The organism is Achromobacter animicus (genome assembly GCF_902859585.1).
Classification (GTDB): domain Bacteria; phylum Pseudomonadota; class Gammaproteobacteria; order Burkholderiales; family Burkholderiaceae_B; genus Achromobacter; species Achromobacter animicus.
Genome location: NZ_CADIJM010000003.1, coordinates 643567 through 668235, shown reverse-complemented (window position 1 = coordinate 668235; position 24669 = coordinate 643567). Strand labels below are relative to the sequence as shown.

The following is a 24669-nucleotide window of genomic DNA, read 5'->3' as shown; positions in this document are numbered from 1 at the left end:
TCAGTCCTGGCGGTCTTTCTTCTGGATGAACTCGATCTTGTAGCCGTCGGGATCTTCCACGAAGGCGATGACCGTCTTGCCGTGCTTCATCGGGCCGGCTTCGCGGGTGACCTTGCCGCCGCGTTCCTTGACCTTGTCACAGGCTTCGTAGGCGTTGTCGACTTCCAGGGCGATGTGGCCGTAGCCGTTGCCCAGGTCGTACTTGTCGGTGTCCCAGTTGTGGGTCAGTTCGATGACGGCGCCATCGACTTCATCCTGGTAGCCCACGAAGGCCAGCGTGAACTTGCCGTCCGGGTAGTCGTTGCGGCGCAGAAGGCGCATGCCGAGCACGTTGGTGTAGAAGTCGATGGACTTGTCCAGGTTGCCGACGCGCAGCATGGTGTGGAGCAGACGCATGGGAGATTTCCTTAAGCGATGAGGGGTTGGGGGAACAGCCGGGCATTTCCGGCGTGTTCGCGGGTGATTCCGATGTCGCGCAGCGCGCCGCCCATTGCGTCGACCGCCTGCCGCATCTGACTGGCGCCAAAGGCGCCGATGCAGCCGACCCGGAATGTGGGTTCTTCGGTGTTGGTGAAGTTGCTGATCACATAGCCGCGCTGCTTGAGCGCGTCCACGAAGAGCTGCAGGTGCCAAGTCGGGGCGTCCGGCGCGCGGACGTTGACGACGATGGGGCCTTGCAGCTCGGGCGGCAAGTATGGGGTCAGGCCAAGATCGATCACGCCATCATAGAGCGTGCGCATGTTGGCGGTGTAGCGCGCCAGCCGCGCCTCGCGGCCTTCCTGGCGGAACAGCTCCAGCGCCACGGCCAGCGCCGCCAGCGTGGGCGCGGCGGGCGTGAAGCGGGGCCCGGCGTTGGGCGCGAGCGTGTGCTGATAGATATCCGCCAGGTCGAGCGACCAGCTTCCGGCGTTGCCGCGCGCGGCGTCCAGGCTGTCGCGGCGCGCGACGACGAAGGCGGCGCCGGGCAGGCCTTCCAGGCATTTGTTCGCGGTCAGCACCACGGCGTCGACCGCGGGCAGGGCCCGCAGTTCGAGCGGCAGGGCGCCAAAGGCGGACACCGCGTCCACGATCACGCGGCGTCCCAGCGCATGGGCGATGCGAGCCAGATGAGGCACGTCGTGGCAGATGCCGCTGCCGGTTTCGCTGTAGACCAGCGCCAGGTGCGTGAGTGTCGGGTCGCGTTCCAGCGCGTCGGCAACCGCTTGCGGATCCACGCGATTGGTCGTGCCCACCGCAAGCGGCACGGCGACGCGGCCGGCCTCGCCGGCCAGTTTCTGCAGACGGGCCGCATAGGCGCCGGTGGACGGCGCCAGCACGCGGCCGCCGGGCGGCACGAAAGTCCGGATGGCGGCTTCGACCGCGAAATGGCCGCAGCCGGGCAGGGCCAGCGCCACGTGTTCGTCCGCGCTGGCCTGCGCAATGGCCAGCACGCCGTCGCAGACCTGCCGGTACAGGGTTCGGAAATCGTTGTCCCACGGCGCGTAGTCCTGCGCCATGGCGGCCTTTACCCGCGCATCGGTCGTGACCGGGCCCGGAATCAGCAGCAACATTTCGATTCTCCTTGGGATCGCAGAGACGCTGGTGTGCCCCGGCGCCTCAGAACTGAGGCAGCGAAGCGGGATCGTGACGCCGCAGGATGTTCTTGGCGTCTTCGAAGTCGGGCAGGATCTGGCCCACTTCGCGCCAGAAGTCCTGACTGTGGTTCATCTCGCGCAAATGGGCAAGCTCGTGCGCGATGACGTAATCGATGATGGCGGGGGCGAAATGGATCAGGCGCCAGTTCAGCATGATGTTGCCGTCGCTGGTGCAGGAGCCCCAGCGCGTGGCGGCCGACGACAGGCGCCAGCGGCGGATCTTCAACCCGCTGATCTGCAGAAAGTGGGCCAGCCGCGTGCCGAACCAGGCGCCCGCGCGCTGTTGCAGCCAGGCTTGCGCCGCATCGCGGATGCGGCCCTGGTCGGCATTGGATGGCAGCGCCAGCCATAGCGTGTCGCCGTCCTGCGGCGCGTCGGCGTCGCCGGACAGGTTGGCCTGGCGGCTGTCGCCGCCCACGCCGATGATGATGCGACGGCCCAGATACGGAAGTTCGCCGCCTGCCTGCCAGCGCGTGTGCGCCATCGCAAGCTGCTGCTTGCGGGCATGCCATTCACGCAGCTTGGTCAGGATCCAGCGGGATTTCTCGCGCACGGCGTCGTCGATCTGCGTCAGCGTTACCCAGTTGGGGGCGGTGACGCGCAGGCCGTCGTCGGTGATGACGAAGCCGATGCTGCGCCGCCGCGAGCGCAGCAGCACGAAACCGATGGGTTGCTGTTCGGTGGGCACCTCGCGCCAGCGCGCGCCGGGCGGCAGCGGGTCAGGGCAGGGCGTGGGCACACGTGAGGCGGCGTTGGGCGACAGCGTCAGCAGCGGCTCGCCGGTGGCGGCGGGCGTCTTGGCGGCATCGGGAAACAGGTTGGCGGGCGTGACGGGCCGGGGAGTGTCAGGACGGTGAGTCTGGGCCCCGCCGGACGGCGCCCGGGGGGCGGCCGTCGGCGTCGGCACGGCGATCAACGGCGGCGCGCCCGCGGGCGCGTCGTCTTCCTGCGTACCAAACAGGAGTTCTAGCTGATCAGTGCTGGGCATACCTTTCGGGGTTGAGACGCCGCATTTCCCCTTCGATCCAGTCCTGAACCTTCTGGTTCAGTTCTTCGGGGGTAAGACCCTTGGATTCTATCGCGGGACCGATCGACAGGGTGACCATGCCGGGATACTTGACGAAAGCGTTGCGGCGCCAGCATTCGCCGGCGTTGTGCGCCACGGGTATGACCACGGCGCCGGTGCGCGACGCGAGCAGCGCACCGCCCATCTTGAAACGTCCGGCCTGGCCTGGCGGCACGCGCGTGCCTTCGGGAAACAGCAGCGGCCAGCGGCCTTCGTTCAAACGGGTCTGGCCTTGCTTGACCACCTGTTCGAACGCGTCGCGGCCCTTGGCGCGGTCAATGGCGATCATGCGCAAGAGCGCCAGGCCCCAGCCGAAGAACGGCACCATGTGCAGCTCTTTCTTGTAGACGAAGCAGACCTCGCGCGGCATGTAGGCGGGGAAGAACAGGGTTTCCCAGGCCGACTGGTGCTTGGACAGCAGCACCGCGGGGCCGTCGGGCAGGTTTTCCCAGCCCTTGACCTGCCAGCGGATGCCGCAGAAGGTCTTGGCGCCCCAAATGGCCAGGCGGGGCCAGCCCACCGTGAGCTTGTAGCGCCAGTGCAGCGGCAGCGGCGCCCACAGGATGCAGGCGAAGGCGTACGGGATGACCGTGACGGCCAGGAACACGAAATACAGGAAGGAACGAAGCCGGGCCATCGGGTCACGCGTCCTGCAGCAAGGCGTCGGCCACGGCCGACAGGTCGTTGCAGACGCGCGTGTTGTCCGGCAGTCCGCCCTTGGCTTGCGTCTTGGCGCCGTTGCCCGTCAGCACCAGCCACGGCGAGCACCCGGCGGCCGACGAGGCCTGCAGGTCGCGCAGCGAATCGCCCACGGCCGGGACACCGGCCAGATCGATGTCGTAGCGGTGACCAATCTGCTCGAACATGCCGGGACGCGGCTTGCGGCAGGTGCAGTCGTCGTCGGGGCCGTGCGGGCACATGAAGATGGCATCGACGCTGCCGCCTACCGCGGCGAGCTCGCGTCGCATCTTGGTGTGGATGGCCGTCAGCGTGTCCATGTCGAACAGGCCGCGCGCGAGACCGGACTGGTTGGTGGCAACCACCACCTTCCAGCCGGCCTGCGTGAGGCGCGCGATGGCCTGCAGGCTGCCCGGCAGCGCGATCCATTCGTCGGGCGTCTTGACGAAGGCGTCGCTGTCCTGATTGATGACGCCGTCGCGGTCGAGGATGATGAGCTTCACTGGGCGAGCCTGGAAATGTCGGCGACCTGGTTCATCAGGCCATGCAGTTGGGCCAGGAGGGCGAGCCGGTTGGCGCGCACGGCCGGGTCTTCGGCCATGACCATGACGTCGGCAAAGAACGCGTCGACCGGTTCGCGGGCCTGGGCCAGCGTGGACAGGCTGCCGGCGAAGTCGCCGTCGGCAAGCTGCGCCTCGGCCTTGGGACGCAAGGCGGCCACGGCGGTGGCCAGGGCCTTTTCGGCCGGCTCCACCAGCGCGGCGTCGTTTACCGCGCCGATCTCGCCTTCGGCCTTCTTGAGCAGGTTGCCGATGCGCTTGTTGGCGGCGGCCAGGCTGGCGGCCTCGGGCAACTGCGCAAACGCGGCGGCGGCGCGCACGCGCTCGGCCACCTGGTGCAGCGGCGGGGTCAGCGCGATCACGGCCTCGACGGCGTTGCGGTCGAAGTCGTTGATGAGCTGATTGCGATAGCGCTCATAAATGAAGGTGCGGACCTCGGCCAGCGTGTCGCCCGGAATCTTGTCCGCCGGGAACGTGCCGGCGGCCAGCTGCAGCAGGCCGTCCAGCGTCAGCGGACCGTTCTGGCTGATCTTCAGCCAGCCGCCCGCGGCCAGTTGTTCGAAGGCGCTGATCAGGCCCAACGCGGCGCGGCGCAGGCCGAAGGGGTCGCGTTCGCCGGTGGGGGCCAGGCCGATGGCCCAGATGCCGACCAGCGTTTCGACGCGTTCGGCGATGAACAGCGTGGCGGCGGTCAGGGTGTCCTGCGTCACCGGCGCGTCGTAGCGGTTGCGGTACTGCGTGCGCAGGGCTTCGACGACGCTGGCAGGTTCGCCGTCGCCGGCGGCGTAATACGCGCCCATGATGCCTTGCAGCTCGGGGAATTCACCGACCATGTTCGAACCGAGGTCGGCCTTGGCCAGCATGGCGGCGCGGTCGGCGGCGGACACGTCGCCGCCCAGTTCGCCGGCGATGCCGCGGGCGATCGCGCGCACGCGCTCGACGCGGTCGAGCTGGGTGCCCAGCTTGTTGTGATAGACGATGGAGCCCAACTGTTCGACACGCGCGGCCAGCGGCGTCTTGCGGTCGGTTTCAAAGAAGAACTGCGCGTCGGCCAGACGGGGGCGCACCACGCGCTGGTTGCCTTCGACGATGTTCACCGGGTTGTCCGTGCGCATGTTGCTCACGATCAGGAAGCGGTGCGTGAGACGGCCGGTTGCCGGGTCGAACAGCGGGAAGTATTTCTGGTTCAGCCGCATGGTCAGGATCAGGCATTCCTGCGGCACCTGAAGGAACTGTTCCTCGAACTGGCCCACGTAGACGGTGGGGTGTTCGACCAGCGCGGTCACTTCATCCAGCAGGGCGGCCACTTCGGGGTCGTCGCCCAGCGTGGCGGACAGGCGGGTCGCTTCTTCTTGCAACTGGCGCTGGATCTCGGCGCGGCGCGCCTCGAACGACGCCACGACATGGCCCTTTTCCGCCAGCGCGGCAACGTAGGCGTCGGCATCGGCGATGACAACGGCGCCTTCGCTCATGAAGCGGTGGCCCAGCGTTTCGCGGCCGGCGGCCAGGCCCAGCGCCGACACCGGCACCACGTCCGCGCCGAACAGGGCGATCAGGCCGTGCGCCGGGCGCACGAACTTGACGGTGGAGACGCCGTCGGCCAATTGGTAACGCATCACCTTGGGGATGGGCAGGCCGTCGATGGCGGCTTCGATGCCTTCCTGCAGGCCGGCGGCCAGTTGCGCACCCGCGGCCGTGCCGCGCGCCACCAGGTAGTCCTGCTTGCCGTCGGATTCACGGTCCAGCGTGGCGAGGTCGATGTTTTCAAGGCCCTTGGCGGCCAGCTTCTTTTGCAGTGCAGGCGTGGCCTTGCCGTCTTCGGTCAGGCCGATCTTCACGGGCATCAGCTTTTCGGCATAGGCCTGGTCGGGCGCCTGCGCCAGCACGGCGGACAGGTGGACGGCCAGGCGGCGCGGCGTCGAATAGGGCGTCACGGCGCAGCCTTCGGCCAGCAGGCCGTGGCGGTCCAGCGTGGCGCGCACGCCTTCGGCAAAGGCCTGGCCCAGCTTCTGCAGGGCCTTGGGCGGGAGTTCTTCGGTCAGCAGTTCGACCAGCAGCGGGCGGATGTTCGTCGTCATTTATGCAGCCTCCCCGGCGGCCTTGTCGCGGCCCAGCATGGGAAAGCCCAGTCGTTCGCGGGAATCGTAGTAGGCCTGCGCGACGGCGCGCGACAGGTTGCGGATGCGGCCGATGTAGGCGGCGCGCTCGGTCACGCTGATCGCGCCGCGCGCGTCCAGCATGTTGAAGGTGTGCGCGGCTTTCAGCGCGGCCTCGTAGGCCGGCAGCGCCAGCGGCACGTCCATCAGGCGCTTGGCCTCGGCTTCGTAGTCGTTGAAATGCGCAAACAGCATCTCGGCCGACGAGTGTTCGAAGTTGTAGGTGGATTGCTCGACTTCGTTCTGGTGGAACACGTCGCGGTACAGCACGCGGTTGCCGTTGGCGCCTTCCGTCCAGACCAGGTCGTACACGCTTTGCACGTCCTGCAGGTACATGGCCAGGCGTTCCAGGCCGTAGGTGATTTCACCGGTGGTGGGCGTGCAGTCCAGGCCGCCGACCTGCTGGAAATACGTGAACTGCGTCACTTCCATGCCGTTCAGCCAGACTTCCCAGCCCAGGCCCCAGGCGCCGAGCGTGGGGTTTTCCCAGTCGTCCTCGACGAAGCGGATGTCGTGCTGCGTGGGATCGATGCCCAGCGCCTTCAGCGAACCGATATACAGATCCAGGATTTCCGGGGGCGCGGGCTTGAGCACGACCTGGTACTGGTAGTAGTGCTGCAGGCGGTTGGGGTTCTCGCCGTAGCGGCCATCCTTCGGACGGCGGGACGGCTGCACATAGGCGGCGCGCCAGGGCTCCGGACCGATCGCGCGCAGGAACGTGGCCGTGTGCGAGGTGCCGGCGCCGACTTCCATGTCGTAGGGCTGCAGCAGGGCGCAACCCTGTTTGTCCCAGTATTCCTGGAGCGTAAGGATGATTTGCTGAAAGGTGAGCATAGGATTCTTGGAATTCGGCCGCCGGGCAAAAACTGCCCTGCGCGTGGGAAACCCGGCATTTTAACTGGCCTGCGGCCGCAGCGGTCCCCGGTGGGGCCGTAGCCGTTACATCTGAGGCTGAGGGCGTCCCCGAATGTGCCCCTGGTGGACACGCGCCGGCCTTTGCCTGCGCCCGCAAACCAATGGTCGTATGATTCCGGGTTGAGCCTGAGTCTTATATAAAACCCGGAACCCGATTCCGAGAAATTCGCGAAAAAGGAGCAGTCCCATGTCTGACCTGATCACGGTGGAAGTCACCGACGGCATCCAGATCATCACGATCAACCGTCCCGAGGCCAAGAACGCCATCAACCTGGAAACCGCCGTGGCCATGGCCGCCGCGCTGGACCAGCTGGACAGCCGTGACGACGTGCGCATCGGCATCCTGACGGGTGGCGGCGGCACGTTCTCGTCGGGCATGGACCTGAAGGCGTTCGCCGCGTCCGGGCAGCGTCCATACGTCGAAGGCCGCGGTTTTGCCGGCCTGAACGAACGCCCGCCCAAGAAGCCGCTGATCGCCGCCGTCGAGGGCTACGCCCTGGCGGGCGGTTGCGAAATGGCGCTGGCTTCCGACCTGATCGTGGCCGCCAGCAACGCCAAGTTCGGCCTGCCCGAGGTCAAGCGCGGCCTGGTGGCCGGCGCCGGCGGCCTCCTGCGCCTGCCGCGCCGCCTGCCGTACCACATCGCCATGGAAGTCATCCTGACCGGCGAAATGCTGAGCGCCGAACGCGCCCACGCCTTCGGCCTGGTCAACCGCCTGACCGAACCGGGCGGCGCCCTGGCCGGCGCGCTGAAACTGGCCCGCGCCATCGTCGAGAACGGCCCGCTGGCCGTCCAGACCGCCAAGAGCATCGTCGCGCAAGGCGGCGACTGGGACCAGGAAGGCATGTTCGACCGCCAGCGCCCGCTGATCGCGCACATCTTTACGTCGGCCGACGCCAAGGAAGGCGCCACCGCCTTCGCCGAGAAGCGCAAGCCCGTGTGGCAAGGAAAATAGGGCGCTCAGTAATCTCACCTCGCGGCCGCTCGCCGGCCGCTTTTTTACGTTTCCCCCTCCAGACCTGCAAATCGCCATGTCCGTCATCATTAAAGAAGAAGACTTGATCCAGTCGATAGCCGATGGCATCCAGTTCATCAGCTATTCATTGCCCGCGTAAGAAGCGCGCCAATTGAAGGGTTGCCAGCACACGGCAACCTGCGTAGGTTTTGCGTAAAGTCAGGCCGATTTGGGCGCTGCAAATCTGCACTTGCTTCCGTGAAAGCGGCCAAATGCAGAGGGTTCAAAGCTTCTTTTGCAATGCGGACATGGTTTCTTGGGAAGGGCAAGTCTAGCTACGCTAATCTTGTTCCTGGCTTCTGTTGAGTGCGTTCGTCCTTTCATGGGGCTGGACCTGCCCTTAATCGAGCTAGACCTTCCTAGCTTGCCCTCTCTACTGTTCTCCGTCGCTAGCTGAATAAAAACGTTAGCGACTTCGTAGTGTCCCAGGTCGTCTTTGCGGCTCATGCAGTATTGGCCTCGTCCTATCCCTCGCTGCAACAGCCTTCCACATGCCAGCCAGACCGAAAGCCATTCATCAAAGGGTGAGGCGCATTTCAATTGATGTGCCGTTGCGATCAACTCTGCGCTTTGTTGATTTCCGCTTCACAGCGTAGCTATTCTTAGCGGCCTTTAATTCCTGCTCTGTAAGCTCTTCTTGCTTGTAGACTTGTCGACTTTGCATGTCGCTTCTCCTGTTGTTCCGTCAATCTAGCAGGAGTATTTTGGCAAGTCTAAGTTGCGTTTTTGTGTGGGTGCCTCGGGCGAGTTACAAATCTTTTGGTGGCAGGCTTGATACCATACGGGCGGTTTCGTCGGCTCCGAACCGTTGGTACTTCATCAACAGAAACCCACGGAGAAACCTATGTCCTTGCTCGAATCCCTCGCGAAATTTTCCTCGCCGGTTGCCAAGCCTTCCAACAGAGATCCGCTTGCAGGTATGCGGATCAAGTCGCGGTTTCCGCAGACGATCAGATCAAGCAAATCAAGGCTTCTGCTGAAAAGGGACGTTGGTTCAGCAAGCAGCAGGACGACACCTATGTCCTGAATCTCAAGAACGGCAACAAATCAATGGAGGTGGGGGGGCATACCCACTTCCAAGTCAAAGATGCTGCCACTGCGGTCAAATTTTTCGATACCGCGAAGAAGGCCGCGCAAGCCGGTGAGTTGGATAAGGCGTTGTCGGAAACTGCTTTCAAGCGCAAGCCGAAATCGACTGAGGATGTCGCTTCGAACGACAAGGGCGGCGCTGGTGGACCGGAAGTCGCGAAGCAGTGAGTAGGGCAGTTAGAAAGCAGAAGCCCGCAATAGGCGGGCTTCGTTTTCGTTGGTGACATAAAAACACGCCTTGTGGAAGGCACATCAAGTGGTGGAACTCAGCCTAGACCGTCTCTATGGAACTTCAAGTGAGGTACGGGTTTCACCCCGCCTTTCTTGCCGCTAGGATCGCGTCGATCTCTTCCTTGCTCAGCGATTCGAGTGCCTTGCGTGCCTGACGGCGCTTTTGCTTTCGCTCTTTAGTTTTTGCTTGCAAGATCGGGGCGACTTTTCGGTAATGCGCTTCGATGGCCTCATCATCGAGTTCAAGCAGCGCTTCGATCAGTGCGCCTTGGGTGCAGCCCAACCGTTCCGAGACATCGCGCACGCGCTCGAACGCCTCAATCGGCAAGGCGAACGAGCTACGAACTAGGTTAGTTGACATTTATTCGTCCTAAGGTATTCACCACGAGATTATAAATTGGGGGGCACCTCAAGATTGGCGTTGAAATCAAGCGAACGCAGGTCTCAGCAACACCAGCCAAAACCGAGGCTTTGCACTCCAGGTTGGCCCCATAAATAGGGGAAAACTATCTCTATCTCTGCTGACCACTTTGGGCTTCGTAGGCATGCCTGCAGCGTTTGGGACAATTCACTAGCGGCGCGCATAGTCGATCACGACTCGATCAAATGGTGTGAGGACAACGGGATCAAGGTCAGTTTTTCGATAGTCGATTCCACAGTCGAGCAGGACTACAGGTCAGCGTCTGGGTGCTTCTATACGCTATCGCATCAAGAGTGGTATGTGGATGCCACATTTGATAGCGATGAGGAAGCGATGCTGTTTAAGCTCGCGTGGATGGATATTTGATGACAAGAGGGGCAGGCAGTAGGCTCGCCCACTATGAACAATCCAACCACATTGGAAGACTACAGCGACGAATTCAAACGTCAGCTCGTAGCGCTCACATTGAAGCCCCTGGCTACTGTCAAGAGCGTTGCCGAGAATCATGGCGTACCTCGAAAGCTGCTGCTGGCGTGGCGTCGTGAGTACAAGGACATAGTGAAGGCGTTGCCAGTATCCGAACGCAAGCAGTATCGAGATAAAGACCTGCTACACATCGACGCTGCAAGGGACCGGATTCGTGCCATACGTGATGCCGGTCGCTGCATCAATAGGTACCTCGGCAGCGATGATAAATAACGGTGTGGGCAATAGCTATTGCCCACACCGCATAAGATGCTCCTGAAAGGTAAGAAGCCCCTTCCATTTTTTTGGAAGGGGCTTTTTCCATTCGTGCTGCCCGTACAACATCAGTTCGTCAATCTTCTCTTTGATGGCTCCCTAGGTGGAATTACCATCGTGATGCACGTTAACAGTAAGGAGATAGAGATGAGCTACGCAGCGCCCCGAAAAGCGAAGTTGAAATCGCCGCTGACGGCCAAGGTGATCGGTCAGGATAAGACAGTTGACTAGAAGGCAGGCAAAACGTGCCAAGTGCAGCGCAACCCTGCACAGCCCGGAATGTTCATGGTGTACTTCAGCAAGACCAACATTGCGCAAGTGGCCGCAGAAAAACTGCCTGAAACCATCGAATACACGGACGGCAAGCCCGAAGGATGGCAGTGAGCAAGTCCCCAGACCAGCCCCTCTTTTGAGGGGCTTTTTGTTTCTTACTTCTAAGGATTGGCAATGAAAGACCCCTTGAGCGCTTCGGAACTGAGAAGCCACCTCGCACACTACATGGGCAGTCAGCAAGTGTTCCATCTACCTATGCAGTGGAAGACCGTCTACACGGAAGGAGTCAGGTACTTTGCGCAGAACGCCGGTAATGGGGCGTACTGGTTTCTGACCATACTTGTCACCGAGCCCGCTATTTTCAAGCAGGCCGAAGACTTTGCCTTTATCAAGCTGCTTAAATGGAGGGCTCGAAAGCAACGATCACGGTGGATGACGGAAGAGGCAATCCGCCCGTGTATTTGCGCCGTATCGAGTTCACGGATTGCCCAGAAGGTGAGTGGAAGTTCTACTTCACCAATCGAACAATTATGCTTCCGAGCGAGTACTAGCTTGTCGTTTTAACCGACTCACCGGGCCCGTACAGACCGCCTGTACAGGCTCTTTTGCCCCTCGCCTTTCGATTCTTGTCTTCGGAGATCGGCCGCAGGGGGCGGCCTGCACGACATGTAAACTTCCGATACATTGGCGATTGCCGAATTATTGGAGTCCGGAAGTGTCATCAACAAAAAATGATCACGGCAATTCGTTTGTCGATGAGATTGGCTACAGCAGGCTCATTATTGTCGAAACGGATGAGGTCGTGGCCGCTGCTCGCAAGAGGCTGTACTCCTCCCTCTCAGAGCTTGCTTCCAAAAGTCCGGCAACCCTTGGCAAGGCGGCACTCGGATTCCTGTATCCCCAGAGCCTAATCATGAAGGGGCAGAGATCCGCTGCGTTTACCTTTATAGATTCATGGAAGGCGGGGCGCACAGACGATCTGAACCTTAAGCCGATCAATGCTGCTGAGGCTCGTGCCTTGCAAATGCCTCCGGGTCATCCTATCTTGCGAACGGTCTACGCCGCCCATCCATGCGTCAACACTCGCTTCTATCCCGTCGCTTCCTTTCACCTCTCCGTCTTTCAGGACAAGGTGGCTGAGGCTCACAGGCTCCTGAGCAGTTTGGGCGCGACGGACATCACTATTGAACACGTACACGGCTGGGACCAGAACTTTAATGTCAATGCCACCGGCCGTTTTAATGGCGTCGATGTAGGTGCCGAAGCTGGTCGCGCTTCGACTTCGGCATCGAACGTGCACTTCGCATCTACCTTCAACGGCGACATTCCACCGTCACTGCCTGAAAAACTGCATTGGTATCAACATGAGCAGCTTTGGCAAGAGGTGGCCGAGGGGCGACTAAAACGCGGGATGCGTAGCTTCTCTATGGCGATCTCCTACCACGAAGACCACAACATCAACGCTCGCCTTAAGGTGAAGCTCGAGAAGGCGGGTCTCGAGATCGGGGGCACGTTCTGTGAACACGTCGCGACAACCTGGAAAATGACGGGCACTTTCAAAGACCAGAAGCCCGCTTAACGTCCACTTTGGCAGCCTGTCGTCACGCCAACGGGCCTACGAGCCTGTTCGTCCCACAACGATTCAGCGCCGCCTTCCGACCAGCGTCACGCTTGATTTTTCGGAGAGGGAGTATGCGAGTTCTCATCGTTGACGACGATTCAACGACTGCCGAACTGACCTCGGAATGTTTGATGAAGGATCCTGCCGTTTCAGCTCGGGTCGCTGGCGACGGCGCGACTGCGCTGCGCACCGGGGCCGAGTTCCGACCCGATGTGGTCTTGTTGGATGTCCACCTTCCGGACGCGTCGGGTATGGAACTTGCCCTGCAGTAAAGGCGATTTTCCCAGGGCACGTGCCCCGCATCATCATCTTCAGTGGAAGCGTGCAGGGAGCTGATCACCTTCCTTTGCCCTACGCCGTTAATGGGTGGCTCACGAAACCAGCGCGACTCGAGACGCTGCTGCACTGCATTTACCGTCCCACAGGCGTTCGGAGAGTGCCTTGGACTGGCTCGTGCAGCCCCTCAGCGGGGCGCCATCCCATTCCTGAACTTCCCGGGGCTCAAGCATTTCAGCACCGACTGCAGCCGCATGATCCCAAACGCGTACCACGAGGCCCAAGCCCCCGTCGGCGCGCAGCACGTGGGAGCTTTGACCCTCAATTTTGTGGGCGGCGGCGAGTGGCGGCACTGCCACAGGCATTTGTAAATGTAAACACGCATTTGGGGATGTGACGTATCCTTGCACGGTAAACAAGGATACTTGCATGACCGGCGATCAATTTCTCATTCTGCTCGTTTGCGCTATTGCGCTCTACATGTACCTGAAAGCCCAAGCACGTCGTCGGGCGGAAGAGGCGCTCGTGCGATCACTCTCGACTGTGAACGGTGAGGAGTCTGCGCACGTCCTGCTGAGCTTCAATAGACGCGCAGGTATTGCCATCAGCCGCGACGCGAAATCGGTGTGCTTGGCAGGCGGCAACTGGATTAATGCTGAAGTTTTCGATATTTCCGAAGTGCTGGGTGCAGAGCTTTACATCGACGGCGAATGCGAGACGAGTACATCGCGTTCGAGCCAGATTGCAGGTGCCGCAGTGGGCGGACTTCTGCTCGGCGGCGTCGGGTTGATTGTCGGCGGCCTGTCCGGCAAGAAGAAGACGAATCGTAAAGTGTCCTCTATCGAGGTCCGAGTCGTGGTGAACGACACAAACAATCCGCTCCACGACGTGCCGCTGCTTCAGCGCGAAACGTCCCGCAACTCTCCCGAGGCTAAGCGGATTATTGAAGAAGCGCGCCTGTTTCATGCTCAACTTGACGTTTTAATCAAACGGGCCGACCAAGCCCAGCGGGAGGCGGAGCATCAAAAGCTGATTGAGGCGCAGAGTGCCAGGGCCAACGTGCCAGCGTTGTCCATCGCGGACGAATTGCGAAAACTTACGGAACTGAGGTCGTCCGGCGAGTTGAGCCACGCTGAATTTCAGGCGCTCCGAAGCAAGCTAATCGCATAATTACTTCCCTTTTACACGGCTAGCGGCGGGATCAAGAGAGTTTATGGTGCTGCCAATGCCACCCCTTCGTTGCATGGCGAGTTGAGACCAATGACTATCGTGGAAAACACAGAAGTATTTTCATTGTTTACGCGAACAGCCGGTCCTACAGCAGTCCAAGAAGACTACGAGAAATTCAGGAGCGACTCCTTTGTTAGAGGAGTTGAGCGGGAGAACTTGCTGGTTGCTCTGGGTCATTCGGAAGCGCCTCTCGATCGGCTGCATCGATACTTTGTGGTGCAAGCGCGCTCTTGGAGAGCCGCCTATGCCCAAGTTGCAAAAACTAGGGTTAGCTATTTTTCCGACGGATTCACTACGCGCGGCGATGTCGTGTTAGGAGACGAGACATATGACATCGAGGTCAATTGCGGTTTCGACTCCAGTCTTCGTCACGAAAAGGAAAAACGTGCTATCGCGCGAATTGAATTGACGCGCAACAGCAAATCTATAGCGTCAGTCACGGTGCGCGTAGCGATGCAGAGCGACGACTTATTGCAACTGGGATTTCAATGTCACCCGGCCGAAAGCTTGAGTAGCTTTCATCGAGCCATAGTCGTTGGGGCGTTTCGACATCCGCACACTGTCGATAAGTTGACTCACTTGATCTTCAGTCCATTTCAATACGAAAGTTCCAACCAATCCAAAGGGGTTGATGCAAGTTTCTTTTTGAATCCGGAGAAACAGCGCGACTATAAGGGTTTGGTGCGCGGTTATTCTTCACGCACCGCTCATATATTGCTCTTCGATTGATAGCATCATAGTAATGCGCAAGCAGCGGTGTATGGAATTGAAAAAAGCACGCGGTAGAATGTTGCAATCCTTTGAGCGACGCTTAATCCATTGACGTTAGAGGCAATCGGAATGGTCGTAAAAACGGCAGCCAAGAAGGCACCCCCCAAAAAGCGCCTTCTTGGCACATCAAACTCACAGCGCTTTGAGCCGGTAAAGCTTGACTCGCTATTTTCTGTACTGGACGCCATCGCGTGGCTGGATGCGCCGAATGGCGGGCAAATCGCACAGTTCGCAGGAATTGATCCGCGCACCGCCGGAAAACTGCTGAAAAACGCGACTCAGATTGATCTAATTGATCTGGTGGCGTCGGGATATGTCTTGGTGCATCCCTATCCCTACAAAGGCTCGCAGGAACAAAAGCAGGCGGTGGTGAAGGAAGCGCTTGTTCGATTGCCGCTATTGACAGGCGTAAGGCAATTTCTGAGGCTTGGTGACAAGATGGAGGTGGCGCTGCGAAAAGCTGCCACGGTGGCAGGCATCGTTCCGTACAATTCGGCGGATCTAAACCCACTTGTTGAATGGGCGCAGTCGCTAGGCGCATTGCAGCCCAGCCTCGTCGCAGAGGACTTGGTTGACGCCGCAGAGAGCAAGAAGGAGCGCCGGCACATTGAACACAAGGATCAGAGAGTCGCGTTTTTGTCTCACAGCTCAGCTGATAAGGCGTTTATTCGCCAGCTTGCGGCTGACCTCACCGCAAATGGAATCAGCGTCTGGCTCGATGAACAGCGAATTCGCGTTGGTGACTCAATTCCCGAGAAGATTGCACAAGGCTTGGCAGAGTCCGATTACTTCTTGATCGGCATGAGCGAGAAGTCGAGCGGCTCGGCATGGGTGCAAAAAGAATTGAACCATGCACTCATGACGGAAGTGCAGCGGCGCAACGTTCACATCATGCCGCTGAAGCTAGATGACACGCCGATGCCCCTGATCATTAGCGACAAAAAGTACGCCGACTTCTCCAAATCGTACAAGGCCGGCCTAGACGAACTGCTTAGCGCTCTGAAAGGAAATGTATGAACACAACACCGGAGAAGAAGGTGCGGCAGATGCCCAAGGGAGGGCGGAAAGGTGGGAGCGTTTTTCCGCGCGTGGCGCTGAGCGATGCATCGGTTATGCCCGCAAATTGGTTAGCAAAACCCACACGGCTCCGCAGCCGCAAGACGTGATCCTATCGGGTGTCGTCGGATCAAAGGGAGGCATTGGTCGGGTTCGTATGTCCGCGCTCAAGCAGTACGGCTTTCTCAAAGGTGATGCCAAGACGAATTTTTCTGCCGATGCCCTCGCAAAGAAGATATCTGCGGCGCCACCCGAAGAATTGCTTGCGCTATACCGTGAGGCGGTGCTGAGACCCACGATCTTTAAGAAATTGTTCGACACCTTTCACGGAGACACCGTTTCCAAGGCGAAATTAAAGCAGCGAGCTGCCGACCTTAAGGTGCATCCGGACGAAACGGCCGCATGCGTTGATTTGTACTTGAGTGGGATGGTTACCGCCGAGCTAGTCTCTATGGACGGGGATCAGGTCGTACACCTCGCATCCAGTGACGTCGCAGCGCAGCCGCCAGTAGTGCATGCTGAAGACGCTGAATCAGACTTGTCAGACGATAGTTCTGAGCTCGAAGATCTCAGCGCAATGAGGAACGGTACTGATCTGAAGGACGGTGCTTCGCCGAAGGACAACCCTGACGTTGCCGGCGCAATCAAGTCACCTGGGGTGAAGGAAGAGGTCGCGCAGGGGCCGCGAGCGGTATTCAACGTGAGTGTCACACTCGACTCGAGCCTGGATATTGACAAGCTTCAGAAGCAATTGGAGCTTCTCCAGCGCTTTGGCGCAATCTGATCGCGATTGTGCTGCGCACGTGGCTTTCCTTCCCGTCGAGGTTGCAAATTGCGTGGCCTTCATAAATTGTGGGCGTGTCTGCTAAGCGCGCTCCATATTTTGGCCTCGGGGCCCGAGCAGCTCTGACGCACCGCGAGTGTCTGGCTTCCGCGGGATCAGGAGCGACGAAGTCAACCAGAATTAGGTGATGAAATCACGGCTGACGAGCCATCTGGGCTGAGGAACGAAGTCCAGTGGCGAAGTCGGCCAGTTCTGGTGTATGAGCGACAGCGAAGGAGCCAGAACTCCACGAAGTGGGGAAGGGCGGTTCGGGAAGGCTTTTCGAGTGAAGCCACTCGTAGGTCGAGCCTGCCATCAAATAATCCTTGGCATCATTCTTGAAATAATGGGTAAGTTGTAGCGCCTTGCGCTTCGCTTCAGGACACCACTTCGTAACTACTTATCTGCTTCGCATCTACAAGACTACTCGAGGTGTGCTGTAGTACTTGCGGTGTCCTTTATGAATCATAAGATTGAAGAAGTCGTAAACTCCTCTAGGGAATTTCTGATCTTACTGTTACCCCAAGCACTCTCCTCTACTATCGCCATCCATATCCAGAGATATTTCTGTTAGCGCTAAGTCTATTGCCACACCTCATCGGTCTTTGTGCTCCTCGCATGAATGCGTCCCCTGATTGTTTCTCGCCAGTGCCGCACTGAACCCCGTTTTACCAATGCCATATGCTTCTCCCGTTGACCGAGACGTGGTCATACAAAGTCTATGAAGGCGGTGGCAGGTTCAAAGAACAATATGAGGCGAGGGGCGATTGTGTGCCAAGCCGCAACATTTTTTGAGGCGTAAAATGTGCCCCGAATACGTAGGCAGCGGCATATGTGCAACTGGCTGGAAAGCCTTTATCCACGCGGGTTTCCGCCAAATCCTACGCAAAAAAAAACTTGCGTAGGATTTGCGTAGGATTTGGGTCGTTTTTGGGCATTTCGACGATCAAATTGCCGCATTGCACGCTGCGCGATCAGCTTCAAAAAAATTTGTAGGCTATTGTTTTTAAAGGGAATTTAATGTCCGTCATCATTAAAGAAGAAGACTTGATCCAGTCGATAGCCGATGGCATCCAGTTCATCAGCTATTACCACCCCGTCGATTACATCCGCCACCTGGCGCGCGCCTACGAGCGCGAGGAAAGCCCGGCCGCGCGCGATGCGATGGCGCAGATCCTGACCAACTCGCGCATGTGCGCCGAGGGCAAGCGTCCGCTGTGCCAGGACACCGGCATCGTCAACGTCTTCCTGAAGATCGGCATGAGCGTGCGCTTTGACACCAAGCGCACCCTGCAGGAGCTCTGTGACGAAGGCGTGCGCCGCGGCTATCTGAATCCGGACAATCCGCTGCGCGCCTCCGTGCTGGACGATCCGCTCTTTGCGCGCAAGAACACGCGCGACAACACGCCCTGTATCCTGCACGTCGAGCTTGTCCAGGGTGACAAGGTCGACGTGCAGATCGCCTCGAAGGGTGGCGGTTCCGAGAACAAGACCAAGTTCGCCATGTTGAACCCCAGCGATTCGCTGGTGGACTGGGTGCTCAAGACCGTTCCGTCGATGGGCGCCGGCTGGTGCCCGCCCGGCATGCTGGGCATCGGCGTTGGCGGCACGGCCGAAAAGGCCATGCTGATGGCCAAGCAGTCGCTGATGGAAGACATCGACATGTATGAACTGCTGGCCCGCGGCCCGCAGAACAAGCTGGAAGAGCTGCGCATCGAGCTCTACGAAAAGGTCAACGCGCTGGGCATCGGCGCCCAGGGCCTGGGCGGCCTGACGACCGTGCTGGACGTCAAGATCAGCACCTTCCCGACGCACGCGGCCTCCAAGCCCGTCGCCATGATCCCGAACTGCGCGGCCACGCGCCATGCGCACTTCGAGCTGGACGGCTCGGGCCCCGCGCGCCTGGATCCGCCGTCGCTGTCCGAATGGCCCGAAGTGCACTGGGCGCCGGACTACAACAAGTCCAAGCAGGTCGACCTGAACACGCTGACCAAGGAAGAAGTCGCCAGCTGGAAGCCGGGCCAGACGCTGCTGTTGTCGGGCAAGATGCTCACCGGCCGCGACGCCGCGCACAAGCGCATCCAGGACATGCTGGCCAAGGGCGAACCGCTGCCCGTGGACTTCACCAACCGCGTCATCTACTACGTGGGTCCGGTGGATCCGGTGGGCGATGAAGTGGTCGGCCCGGCAGGCCCCACCACCGCCACGCGCATGGACAAGTTCACGGACATGATGCTCGAGAAGACAGGCCTGATCTCGATGATCGGCAAGTCCGAGCGCGGCCCCGTCGCCATCGAAGCCATCAAGAAGCACGGCTCGGCCTACCTGATGGCCGTTGGCGGCGCTGCCTACCTGGTGTCCAAGGCGATCCGCGGCGCCAAGGTGCTGGGCTTTGCGGACCTGGGCATGGAAGCCATCTATGAGTTCGACGTGAAGGACATGCCGGTGACGGTGGCGGTCGACGCCCAGGGCACCTCGGTCCACACGACCGGCCCGAAGGAATGGCAGGCCAAGATCGGCAAGATCCCGGTCGCCGTTGCCTGAACGCCTTGACTGCATGAAGCCTGAATTGGCCGCTGACATCAGCGGCCAATTTTTTTGACGGGTGTTTTTGCCGGGTGCGCGGTGCAATCGATGTATATACTCCGTCCGTCGTTCCGGGATAGTTCAGCGGCAGAACATTCGGCTCCAGTCCGGATAGGCGCTGGTTCGAATCCAGCTCCCGGATCCCTTCCTCTTTTCCAAGCGACGCAGCATGGATGACGCGCCGGATGCGCACGGGGCGGGTGGCGGCTATGCCGCGGCCATGCTCGCCAAAGCCTTCCTGACCCTCGAGACCCACCCGGACCCCGCCGTGCGCGAGCGCGCGGCCGTGCGCGTTGAACGCTGGCGCCAGGTGCTGGCGCATGCGCTGGACGGTTCGGCCAGCTATGGTTCCGCCACGCCGCTGCCCGGCATTCCCGACTGGGTGACGCTGGAAGTCGCCACCGGCGGCTTTGCCACGGGCGATCTGCTGGCCAGCGGACCCCTGACGCCCTACGAGCGCGAATTGGCGGCGACGCTTTCCGGCATCACGCCGGGCAGCGAACGGCGGGATCTGAACGCCTGGTTTCTCAGCGAGGCCGGTGTCGCGCAGCTGCAAGACCGCCTGGCGCGTGGCGACTATCGCATCGAGGTGCCGGAAGAAGCTGCGCTGGCCGTGGTGGCGTGGCTGTTGGGTCAAGGGCTTGGCGACGCCGCGCGGGAACTGGTCGCGGTGGTGGCGCCGTTCTTCGACCGGCTGCGATTCTTCCCCGAGCCCGGCTCGGCCGATGACGCGTCGGCCGCCGACATTCATGTCAGCACGGCGGGCGACGTTGCCGCGCGATTGTCCGGCTTGCCTGCGCAGCCGCGCATCGCGGCGCAGCGCGCGGCCGTTCAGAACCTGCTGCCCGTTTACGACCGCACCGTCGCGCTGTTCCTTGAAACGGTCGAAGACGATTGGCCGTGCCGGCGTTATCCGCAGGATTGGCGTCAACGCGCGCAGGCGCTGAAGAACGAGATCAACGCCGCCCAGGACAGTGGCCAGATGCCGATCGGCACGTCGCGCAGACATCGCCACAAGCGCGAACTTTTCGGCCTCCTGGCGCAATGCGCGCAGGACGCTGCCAGCCTGACCGGCAGGCAGGTCGGCCGCATACGCCGCATCGTCCGCGATTTCGTGGCCGCGCATGGCGAGCCCGGGTCAGCGGAGCACGAGGCCCTGCGCCAACGTCAGCGCGAGGATGTTTCCGCAGTGGGATTCCATGAGATCGCGCGCCTGGTGGCCGCTCGCTTGCGGAATCATCCGCCGACGGCCGGCGTGCGCGACCTGGCCTCGGTGCTGGCGCCGATGAGCGCGAACGAAGCCGCAACGCGCCAAATGCCGCCGGGCGTGCAGGTGCCGGCGCCCATCGCGCGGCGCGCGCAGCGCTGCCAGAGCGGCACGCTGGCCGACCTGGTGACGCGGGAACTGATCACCTCGTCGGACTTCCTGGCGACGCTGACCCCGCAGATCACGTCGGGTCTGCAAAGCGGCGGCTTCGACGATGCGGCATTGCGCACGCTCTACAGCGCTTGTTATCGCGCGTTCCGCCGGCGCCGATCGCTACTCCTGGTCAATCTTGAACGGCAGGCCTCGTTCGACCGGTTGCCCTGGATCGCTGCCCTGGAGAATCTGCGGCATCCCGCGCGGCAGGACGCCGACGCGGCGCGCGCCGCGCTGACGGAAATCGCGGAACTCGCGCTGGCGTCATTTCCGCATGCGCCCGTGCCGAACAAGCTGCTGCAGGAACTGCATGCGCTTGCCGAGCGCGCGCAATGGTCGCTGCCGCTGGTGGATGAGGTGGCGGCGGACATCTTCATGGGGCGATTCGGACGCAAGTTCCAGGAGGCGGCGCAATGCGCGGCGGCGCTGCTCGGCGACTGTCTGTACACCCGCTACTTCGACATCGACGCCCGCGAGGTGCTGGCGCTGCCGACGCCACGCAAATCACGCGGCGAGGACGCCGAGGCCGATGCGTTCGGCAGGCTGTGCATCGCTCGCGCCGGCGTGCAGCCCGGGTTTGGCCAAGTCGGCGCCAACGGCATGGTCATCGAGCAGCAGCAGATCCTGACGACGCAGAATCTTGCTGTGCTGGTGAAGGGCGCAGGGCTGGATGACAGGCTGCGTGACCAGTACGGCCGCATGGCGATGGCCGGCTTCGAATGGATCTGCGCGCGCCATCAGATGAAGATCCACGATTGGCACGCGTGTGTGCGGATGACCCGGAACACCGCCTACGCATGGCGGCAGGTGCTGTTCTTTCTGTCGATGCTGCCGCAGGGGGCGCAGGCCGCGACGATCGCCGCCATGGATGCGCATTTCCGGGCGCAGAGCAGGGCGTTTCGCGATCGCTTCGAACCCGTGATTCGGGGCCTGCACGTGGCGGCAGGCGGCCAGCGGCTGCCGCAGCATGACGCCGGCCCGCAAGGCGCGCGCGTGTTTCGAGGCTGGTTCAACACGCGCCACTGGCTGCTCGACGGCATGCACTGAGCCGCGCGGCGATGCCCCGGGGGTGACGCCGCAGCGTTCTGCCGCGCCTTCCCCCCAGCCTAATTCCGAAACGCCGCAATCGCCTCCGCCGACTTGCTCAGCACGTCGCGCAGCACTTCCTCGGTATGCTCGCCCAGCATCGGTGGCGCGCGGCGGTACACGACGGGAGAGTCCGAAAACCGCAACGGACTGGCCGTCACGGGCGCCACGCCGCCCGCCGGATGCGGCATGTCGCGACGCAGCTGCCGCGCCTGCGCCTGCGGGTGCGCAAACGCCTGAGCGATGTCGTTGATCGGCCCGCACGGCACGCCCACCGCCTCCAGCTTGGCGATCCAGTCATCACGCCGGCCTTCGCGCATGATGTCCGTCAGGATGCCGATCAGTTCCACGCGGTTGGTGACGCGCAGCCGGTTGGTCGCAAAGCGCGGATCGTCGCCCAGCTCCGGAACGCCGATGGCGCGGCAGTAGGCGCGGTACTGCGATTCGTTGCCCGTGGCCACGATCAGGTGGCCGTCGCTGGCGGCAAACACCTGATACGGCACCACGTTCTGGTGCGCGTTGCCGGCGCGGGTGGGCGCCACGCCCGAGTTGAAGTAATTGGAGTTCTGGTTTGCCAGCAGAGCCACGTGGCTATCCAGCAGCGCAATGTCCAGATGCTGGCCCTGACCGCTGCGATGACGCTCCTGCAGGGCCGCCAGCACCGCTACGGTGGCGTACATGCCGGTCACGATGTCGGTGACCGCCACGCCCGCCTTCTGCGGCCCGCCGCCCGGCAGGTCGTCGCGCTCGCCCGTGATGCTCATCAGCCCGCCCATGCCCTGGATCATGAAGTCGTAGCCGGGCCGCTGCGCAAACGGACCATCCTGGCCGAACCCGGTGACCGAGCAATAGATGAGGCGCGGGTTGATGGCTTTCAGGCTTTCATAATCCAGCCCGTACTTGGCCAGTCCGCCCACCTTGAAGTTCTCGACCAGAATGTCGCTGACCGCCGCCAGTTCGCGAATCAGCGCCGCGCCTTCGGACGTGGCCATGTCGGCCTCGACCGAGCGCTTGTTGCGGTTGGCGCTAAGGTAATACGCCGATTCGTTGGTGTCCTGGCCATCCCCGTCCTTCAAAAAGGGCGGGCCCCACGCGCGGGTGTCGTCGCCGACGCGCGGGCGTTCGATCTTGATGACGTCGGCGCCCAGGTCGGCCAGGTTCTGCGTGCACCACGGGCCGGCCAGGATGCGCGACAGGTCCAGCACGCGGATGCCGTCAAGCGGAGGCGGGCGCGTCATGATTGCACCGTCGCGGTGCCGTGGCTCATGACCACGATGCCGCGCTCTTTCGCGCGGGCAATGAAGCGGATCTGGCCATCCGGCATACGCCACATGTCGCACTGCAGCGTCTCTCCCGGATAGACGGGCGCTGAGAACCGCGTATTCAGGCTGGTGAGCCGTGCCGCGTCGTAATCGCAGAACGTCTTGACGATGGCGTGCGCGGCCACGCCGTACGAGCACAAGCCGTGCAGGATGGGCCGGGGATAACCCGCCTGGCGCGCAACCTCCGGGTCTGCGTGCAGCGGATTGCGATCGGCATTCAGGCGATACAGCAGCGCCGCGCTGGACGGAATGCGCAGCTCGCAGCGCAATTCCGGGTCGCCATCGGGCGCGGCGGGCAGGGCTTCGGGGCTGGCATCGCCGTCGCCGAATCCGCCATCCCCGCGGCAGAACGTGCTGGAGCGCAGCGTGGCCAGGCATTGCCCGTCTTCGTCGTGCAGCGTGCGTTCGCTGACGATGATGGCGCCTTTGTCCGCACCCTTGTCGATCACGTGCGTGTTGCGCGTTTTGCCGGTGACGACGCCCGACACCGGCAGCGGCGCGTGCAACGTCAGCCGCTGCTCGCCATGCACCACTTTCACCCAGTCCACCGTCGAGCGCGGGTCGCTCACCCAGAACCCCGGGTAGCCGAGGATCACGCTCATCGTCGGGAACGCGCGCAGGTCCTTTTCGTATACGTAGCGCAGTTGTCCCGCATCTTCCGGATCCTGTCCCAGACCGATGCCCAGCGCATACAGCATCGTGTCCTTCTGTTCATAACGCTGACGCACATCGTCAAAGCGCCAGTCCTTCACGGTTGCATAGTCCAACGGCATGTGGCGGCCTCAGATGGGATCCCAATCGATCACGTCGGGCGAACGCTCCAACGCGTAGAAGTGCTTGCGCATCGCGGGCGCGGCGATCTCGGCGATGCGCTCCGGCGTCCAGCCTTCGCTGTGATGCACCGTGCGCAGCGGGCGGGGCTGGCTCATCAGCATGATCTCGTTCGCGCGCACGGCAAAGATCTGCGCCGTGATCTCGCTGGCCGCGTCGCTGGCCAGAAACACGGCCATCGGCGCCACCTTGCCGGCCTCCATCTTCTTCAGCTTCTCGACGCGCGCCTTTTCTTCGTCGGTCTCCGCCGGAATGGAGCTCGTCATGCGGCTCCAGGCAAACGGCGCGATGCAGTTGGACCGCACGTTGTAGCGCGCCATGTCCAGCGCAATCGACTTGGACAACGCGACGATGCCCAGTTTGGCGGCCGCATAGTTGGCCTGGCCGAAATTGCCGATCAGCCCCGAGGTGGACGTCATGTGCACGAAGGCGCCCGATTCCTGTTCACGAAAGTAGGGCGCCGCCGCGCGGCTCATGTAGAACGAGCCGTTCAGGTGCACGTCGATCACCTGCCGCCATTCGGCTTCGCTCATCTTGTGGAAAACCCGGTCGCGCAGGTTGCCCGCGTTGTTGATCACGGCGTCCACCCGGCCGAATGCATCGATCGCCGTCTGCACGACGCGGCTGGCGCTGTCGTACGCGGCCACGCTGTCCGTGTTTGCGACGGCTTGGCCGCCCGCTTCGACGATTTCCTTCACGACCGCCTGCGCGGGGCCGTCCGCGCCGCCTTCGCCCGTGAGCGACACGCCGATGTCGTTCACCACGACCTTCGCGCCCGCCTCGGCCATTGCCAGCGCCACGCTGCGGCCGATGCCGCCGCCCGCGCCCGTCACGATCACCACCTTTCCGGATACCAAGCCGCTCATTG

Annotated in this window: 25 protein-coding genes, 1 tRNA gene and 1 pseudogene; 15 read left to right on the top strand and 12 right to left on the bottom strand. The window is 61.8% G+C overall.

Translation table 11 applies throughout. The features are described from left to right. The 7 genes from gloA to glyQ are packed head-to-tail and all read right to left on the bottom strand — an operon-like array spanning window position 1 to window position 6928. Window positions 1-396 (bottom strand): lactoylglutathione lyase, encoded by a 396-nt coding sequence (gene gloA / locus HV681_RS12195; protein ID WP_063955180.1) that lies wholly within the window; start codon window positions 394-396, stop codon window positions 1-3. A gap of 11 nt (window positions 397-407) precedes the next feature. After that, the gene (locus HV681_RS12190) at window positions 408-1550 is read right to left on the bottom strand and encodes a 2-aminoethylphosphonate--pyruvate transaminase (protein ID WP_175123309.1); all 1143 of its coding nucleotides are present in this window, start codon (window positions 1548-1550) and stop codon (window positions 408-410) included. Window positions 1551-1596: 46 nt separating this feature from the next. Continuing rightward, window positions 1597-2622 (bottom strand): M48 family metallopeptidase, encoded by a 1026-nt coding sequence (locus tag HV681_RS12185; protein ID WP_175123308.1) that lies wholly within the window; start codon window positions 2620-2622, stop codon window positions 1597-1599. Next, window positions 2609-3337, bottom strand: a complete 729-nt coding sequence (locus tag HV681_RS12180; RefSeq protein ID WP_175123307.1) for a lysophospholipid acyltransferase family protein — start codon at window positions 3335-3337, stop codon at window positions 2609-2611. Before HV681_RS12180 ends, HV681_RS12185 begins: the two co-directional genes overlap by 14 nt. Before the next feature lie 4 nt (window positions 3338-3341). Next, window positions 3342-3881 carry a D-glycero-beta-D-manno-heptose 1,7-bisphosphate 7-phosphatase gene (gmhB, locus tag HV681_RS12175; protein ID WP_175123306.1) on the bottom strand — a complete coding sequence of 180 codons (540 nt, stop codon included), beginning with the start codon at window positions 3879-3881 and terminating at the stop codon, window positions 3342-3344. After that, a complete protein-coding gene (gene glyS, locus HV681_RS12170; protein ID WP_175123305.1) occupies window positions 3878-6016 on the bottom strand; it encodes a glycine--tRNA ligase subunit beta in 2139 nt (712 codons plus the stop codon). Before glyS ends, gmhB begins: the two co-directional genes overlap by 4 nt. Continuing rightward, window positions 6017-6928 carry a glycine--tRNA ligase subunit alpha gene (glyQ, locus tag HV681_RS12165; RefSeq protein ID WP_062683440.1) on the bottom strand — a complete coding sequence of 304 codons (912 nt, stop codon included), beginning with the start codon at window positions 6926-6928 and terminating at the stop codon, window positions 6017-6019. A 268-nt stretch (window positions 6929-7196) separates the two neighbouring features. On the opposite strand from glyQ, the gene HV681_RS12160 reads away from it, so the two are divergent. Then, window positions 7197-7964, top strand: coding sequence for a crotonase/enoyl-CoA hydratase family protein (locus HV681_RS12160; protein ID WP_175123304.1), 768 nt, complete (start codon window positions 7197-7199; stop codon window positions 7962-7964). Window positions 7965-8541: 577 nt separating this feature from the next. On the opposite strand, the gene HV681_RS12150 is transcribed toward HV681_RS12160, so the two are convergent. Further along, window positions 8542-8688, bottom strand: a complete 147-nt coding sequence (locus HV681_RS12150) for a hypothetical protein (RefSeq protein ID WP_175123302.1) — start codon at window positions 8686-8688, stop codon at window positions 8542-8544. Between the two features lie 98 nt (window positions 8689-8786). Between HV681_RS12150 and HV681_RS12145 the strand changes: the two genes are divergently transcribed. Further along, window positions 8787-9281 carry a hypothetical protein gene (locus HV681_RS12145; RefSeq protein ID WP_175123301.1) on the top strand — a complete coding sequence of 165 codons (495 nt, stop codon included), beginning with the start codon at window positions 8787-8789 and terminating at the stop codon, window positions 9279-9281. Between the two features lie 142 nt (window positions 9282-9423). On the opposite strand, the gene HV681_RS12140 is transcribed toward HV681_RS12145, so the two are convergent. Next, the gene (locus HV681_RS12140) at window positions 9424-9705 is read right to left on the bottom strand and encodes a hypothetical protein (RefSeq protein ID WP_175123300.1); all 282 of its coding nucleotides are present in this window, start codon (window positions 9703-9705) and stop codon (window positions 9424-9426) included. 459 nt (window positions 9706-10164) lie between these two features. Between HV681_RS12140 and HV681_RS12135 the strand changes: the two genes are divergently transcribed. The 13 genes and pseudogenes from HV681_RS12135 (at window position 10165) to HV681_RS12085 (ending at window position 21609) form a co-directional block, all read left to right on the top strand. Next, window positions 10165-10464: a transposase gene (locus HV681_RS12135; RefSeq protein ID WP_175123299.1), complete on the top strand. Its 300-nt coding sequence runs from the start codon at window positions 10165-10167 to the stop codon at window positions 10462-10464. A 36-nt stretch (window positions 10465-10500) separates the two neighbouring features. Continuing rightward, the gene (locus HV681_RS12130) at window positions 10501-10737 is read left to right on the top strand and encodes a hypothetical protein (RefSeq protein ID WP_175123298.1); all 237 of its coding nucleotides are present in this window, start codon (window positions 10501-10503) and stop codon (window positions 10735-10737) included. Between the two features lie 216 nt (window positions 10738-10953). Beyond that, a pseudogene (locus tag HV681_RS28095) lies at window positions 10954-11169 on the top strand (DUF6876 family protein); the annotation flags it as partial. Window positions 11170-11180: 11 nt separating this feature from the next. Further along, window positions 11181-11330: a DUF6876 family protein gene (locus tag HV681_RS28090; RefSeq protein ID WP_367647233.1), complete on the top strand. Its 150-nt coding sequence runs from the start codon at window positions 11181-11183 to the stop codon at window positions 11328-11330. 164 nt (window positions 11331-11494) lie between these two features. Then, window positions 11495-12358 carry a hypothetical protein gene (locus HV681_RS12125; protein ID WP_175123297.1) on the top strand — a complete coding sequence of 288 codons (864 nt, stop codon included), beginning with the start codon at window positions 11495-11497 and terminating at the stop codon, window positions 12356-12358. Window positions 12359-12471: 113 nt separating this feature from the next. Next, on the top strand, window positions 12472-12672 hold the full coding sequence (locus HV681_RS12120; RefSeq protein ID WP_175123296.1) for a response regulator: 201 nt from the start codon (window positions 12472-12474) through the stop codon (window positions 12670-12672). 433 nt (window positions 12673-13105) lie between these two features. Then, window positions 13106-13846, top strand: a complete 741-nt coding sequence (locus tag HV681_RS12115; protein ID WP_175123295.1) for a hypothetical protein — start codon at window positions 13106-13108, stop codon at window positions 13844-13846. A 90-nt stretch (window positions 13847-13936) separates the two neighbouring features. Further along, window positions 13937-14635, top strand: a complete 699-nt coding sequence (locus tag HV681_RS12110) for a hypothetical protein (protein ID WP_175123294.1) — start codon at window positions 13937-13939, stop codon at window positions 14633-14635. Between the two features lie 111 nt (window positions 14636-14746). Next, a complete protein-coding gene (locus tag HV681_RS12105; RefSeq protein ID WP_175123293.1) occupies window positions 14747-15694 on the top strand; it encodes a toll/interleukin-1 receptor domain-containing protein in 948 nt (315 codons plus the stop codon). Continuing rightward, window positions 15687-16517, top strand: a complete 831-nt coding sequence (locus tag HV681_RS12100; protein WP_175123292.1) for a hypothetical protein — start codon at window positions 15687-15689, stop codon at window positions 16515-16517. Before HV681_RS12105 ends, HV681_RS12100 begins: the two co-directional genes overlap by 8 nt. A gap of 1059 nt (window positions 16518-17576) precedes the next feature. After that, complete coding sequence (locus HV681_RS12095) at window positions 17577-19100, top strand: fumarate hydratase (protein ID WP_105237456.1); 1524 nt, start codon at window positions 17577-17579, stop codon at window positions 19098-19100. Between the two features lie 112 nt (window positions 19101-19212). Continuing rightward, window positions 19213-19284: transfer RNA gene (locus HV681_RS12090), tRNA-Trp, on the top strand. A gap of 27 nt (window positions 19285-19311) precedes the next feature. After that, complete coding sequence (locus tag HV681_RS12085; protein WP_175123291.1) at window positions 19312-21609, top strand: hypothetical protein; 2298 nt, start codon at window positions 19312-19314, stop codon at window positions 21607-21609. 59 nt (window positions 21610-21668) lie between these two features. Here HV681_RS12085 and HV681_RS12080 read toward each other — a convergent pair whose 3' ends face one another. The 3 genes from HV681_RS12080 to HV681_RS12070 are packed head-to-tail and all read right to left on the bottom strand — an operon-like array spanning window position 21669 to window position 24667. Continuing rightward, window positions 21669-22886 carry a CaiB/BaiF CoA transferase family protein gene (locus HV681_RS12080; protein ID WP_175123290.1) on the bottom strand — a complete coding sequence of 406 codons (1218 nt, stop codon included), beginning with the start codon at window positions 22884-22886 and terminating at the stop codon, window positions 21669-21671. After that, window positions 22883-23743: a MaoC/PaaZ C-terminal domain-containing protein gene (locus tag HV681_RS12075; RefSeq protein WP_175123289.1), complete on the bottom strand. Its 861-nt coding sequence runs from the start codon at window positions 23741-23743 to the stop codon at window positions 22883-22885. Before HV681_RS12075 ends, HV681_RS12080 begins: the two co-directional genes overlap by 4 nt. A 9-nt stretch (window positions 23744-23752) precedes the next feature. After that, entirely contained in the window at window positions 23753-24667 is a 915-nt protein-coding gene (locus tag HV681_RS12070; RefSeq protein ID WP_175123288.1) for an SDR family NAD(P)-dependent oxidoreductase, read from the bottom strand. Between the last annotated feature and the right edge of the window lie 2 nt (window positions 24668-24669).

Coding starts and splice junctions, on each gene's coding strand:
- gloA (WP_063955180.1), bottom strand. CDS start 396: ATGCGTCTGCTCCACACCATGCTGCGCGTCGGCAACCTGGACAAGTCC.
- HV681_RS12190 (WP_175123309.1), bottom strand. CDS start 1,550: ATGTTGCTGCTGATTCCGGGCCCGGTCACGACCGATGCGCGGGTAAAG.
- HV681_RS12185 (WP_175123308.1), bottom strand. CDS start 2,622: ATGCCCAGCACTGATCAGCTAGAACTCCTGTTTGGTACGCAGGAAGAC.
- HV681_RS12180 (WP_175123307.1), bottom strand. CDS start 3,337: ATGGCCCGGCTTCGTTCCTTCCTGTATTTCGTGTTCCTGGCCGTCACG.
- glyS (WP_175123305.1), bottom strand. CDS start 6,016: ATGACGACGAACATCCGCCCGCTGCTGGTCGAACTGCTGACCGAAGAA.
- glyQ (WP_062683440.1), bottom strand. CDS start 6,928: ATGCTCACCTTTCAGCAAATCATCCTTACGCTCCAGGAATACTGGGAC.
- HV681_RS12160 (WP_175123304.1), top strand. CDS start 7,197: ATGTCTGACCTGATCACGGTGGAAGTCACCGACGGCATCCAGATCATC.
- HV681_RS12150 (WP_175123302.1), bottom strand. CDS start 8,688: ATGCAAAGTCGACAAGTCTACAAGCAAGAAGAGCTTACAGAGCAGGAA.
- HV681_RS12140 (WP_175123300.1), bottom strand. CDS start 9,705: ATGTCAACTAACCTAGTTCGTAGCTCGTTCGCCTTGCCGATTGAGGCG.
- HV681_RS12135 (WP_175123299.1), top strand. CDS start 10,165: ATGAACAATCCAACCACATTGGAAGACTACAGCGACGAATTCAAACGT.
- HV681_RS12130 (WP_175123298.1), top strand. CDS start 10,501: ATGCTCCTGAAAGGTAAGAAGCCCCTTCCATTTTTTTGGAAGGGGCTT.
- HV681_RS28090 (WP_367647233.1), top strand. CDS start 11,181: ATGGAGGGCTCGAAAGCAACGATCACGGTGGATGACGGAAGAGGCAAT.
- HV681_RS12120 (WP_175123296.1), top strand. CDS start 12,472: ATGCGAGTTCTCATCGTTGACGACGATTCAACGACTGCCGAACTGACC.
- HV681_RS12115 (WP_175123295.1), top strand. CDS start 13,106: ATGACCGGCGATCAATTTCTCATTCTGCTCGTTTGCGCTATTGCGCTC.
- HV681_RS12110 (WP_175123294.1), top strand. CDS start 13,937: ATGACTATCGTGGAAAACACAGAAGTATTTTCATTGTTTACGCGAACA.
- HV681_RS12105 (WP_175123293.1), top strand. CDS start 14,747: ATGGTCGTAAAAACGGCAGCCAAGAAGGCACCCCCCAAAAAGCGCCTT.
- HV681_RS12100 (WP_175123292.1), top strand. CDS start 15,687: ATGTATGAACACAACACCGGAGAAGAAGGTGCGGCAGATGCCCAAGGG.
- HV681_RS12095 (WP_105237456.1), top strand. CDS start 17,577: ATGTCCGTCATCATTAAAGAAGAAGACTTGATCCAGTCGATAGCCGAT.
- HV681_RS12085 (WP_175123291.1), top strand. CDS start 19,312: ATGGATGACGCGCCGGATGCGCACGGGGCGGGTGGCGGCTATGCCGCG.
- HV681_RS12080 (WP_175123290.1), bottom strand. CDS start 22,886: ATGACGCGCCCGCCTCCGCTTGACGGCATCCGCGTGCTGGACCTGTCG.
- HV681_RS12075 (WP_175123289.1), bottom strand. CDS start 23,743: ATGCCGTTGGACTATGCAACCGTGAAGGACTGGCGCTTTGACGATGTG.
- HV681_RS12070 (WP_175123288.1), bottom strand. CDS start 24,667: ATGAGCGGCTTGGTATCCGGAAAGGTGGTGATCGTGACGGGCGCGGGC.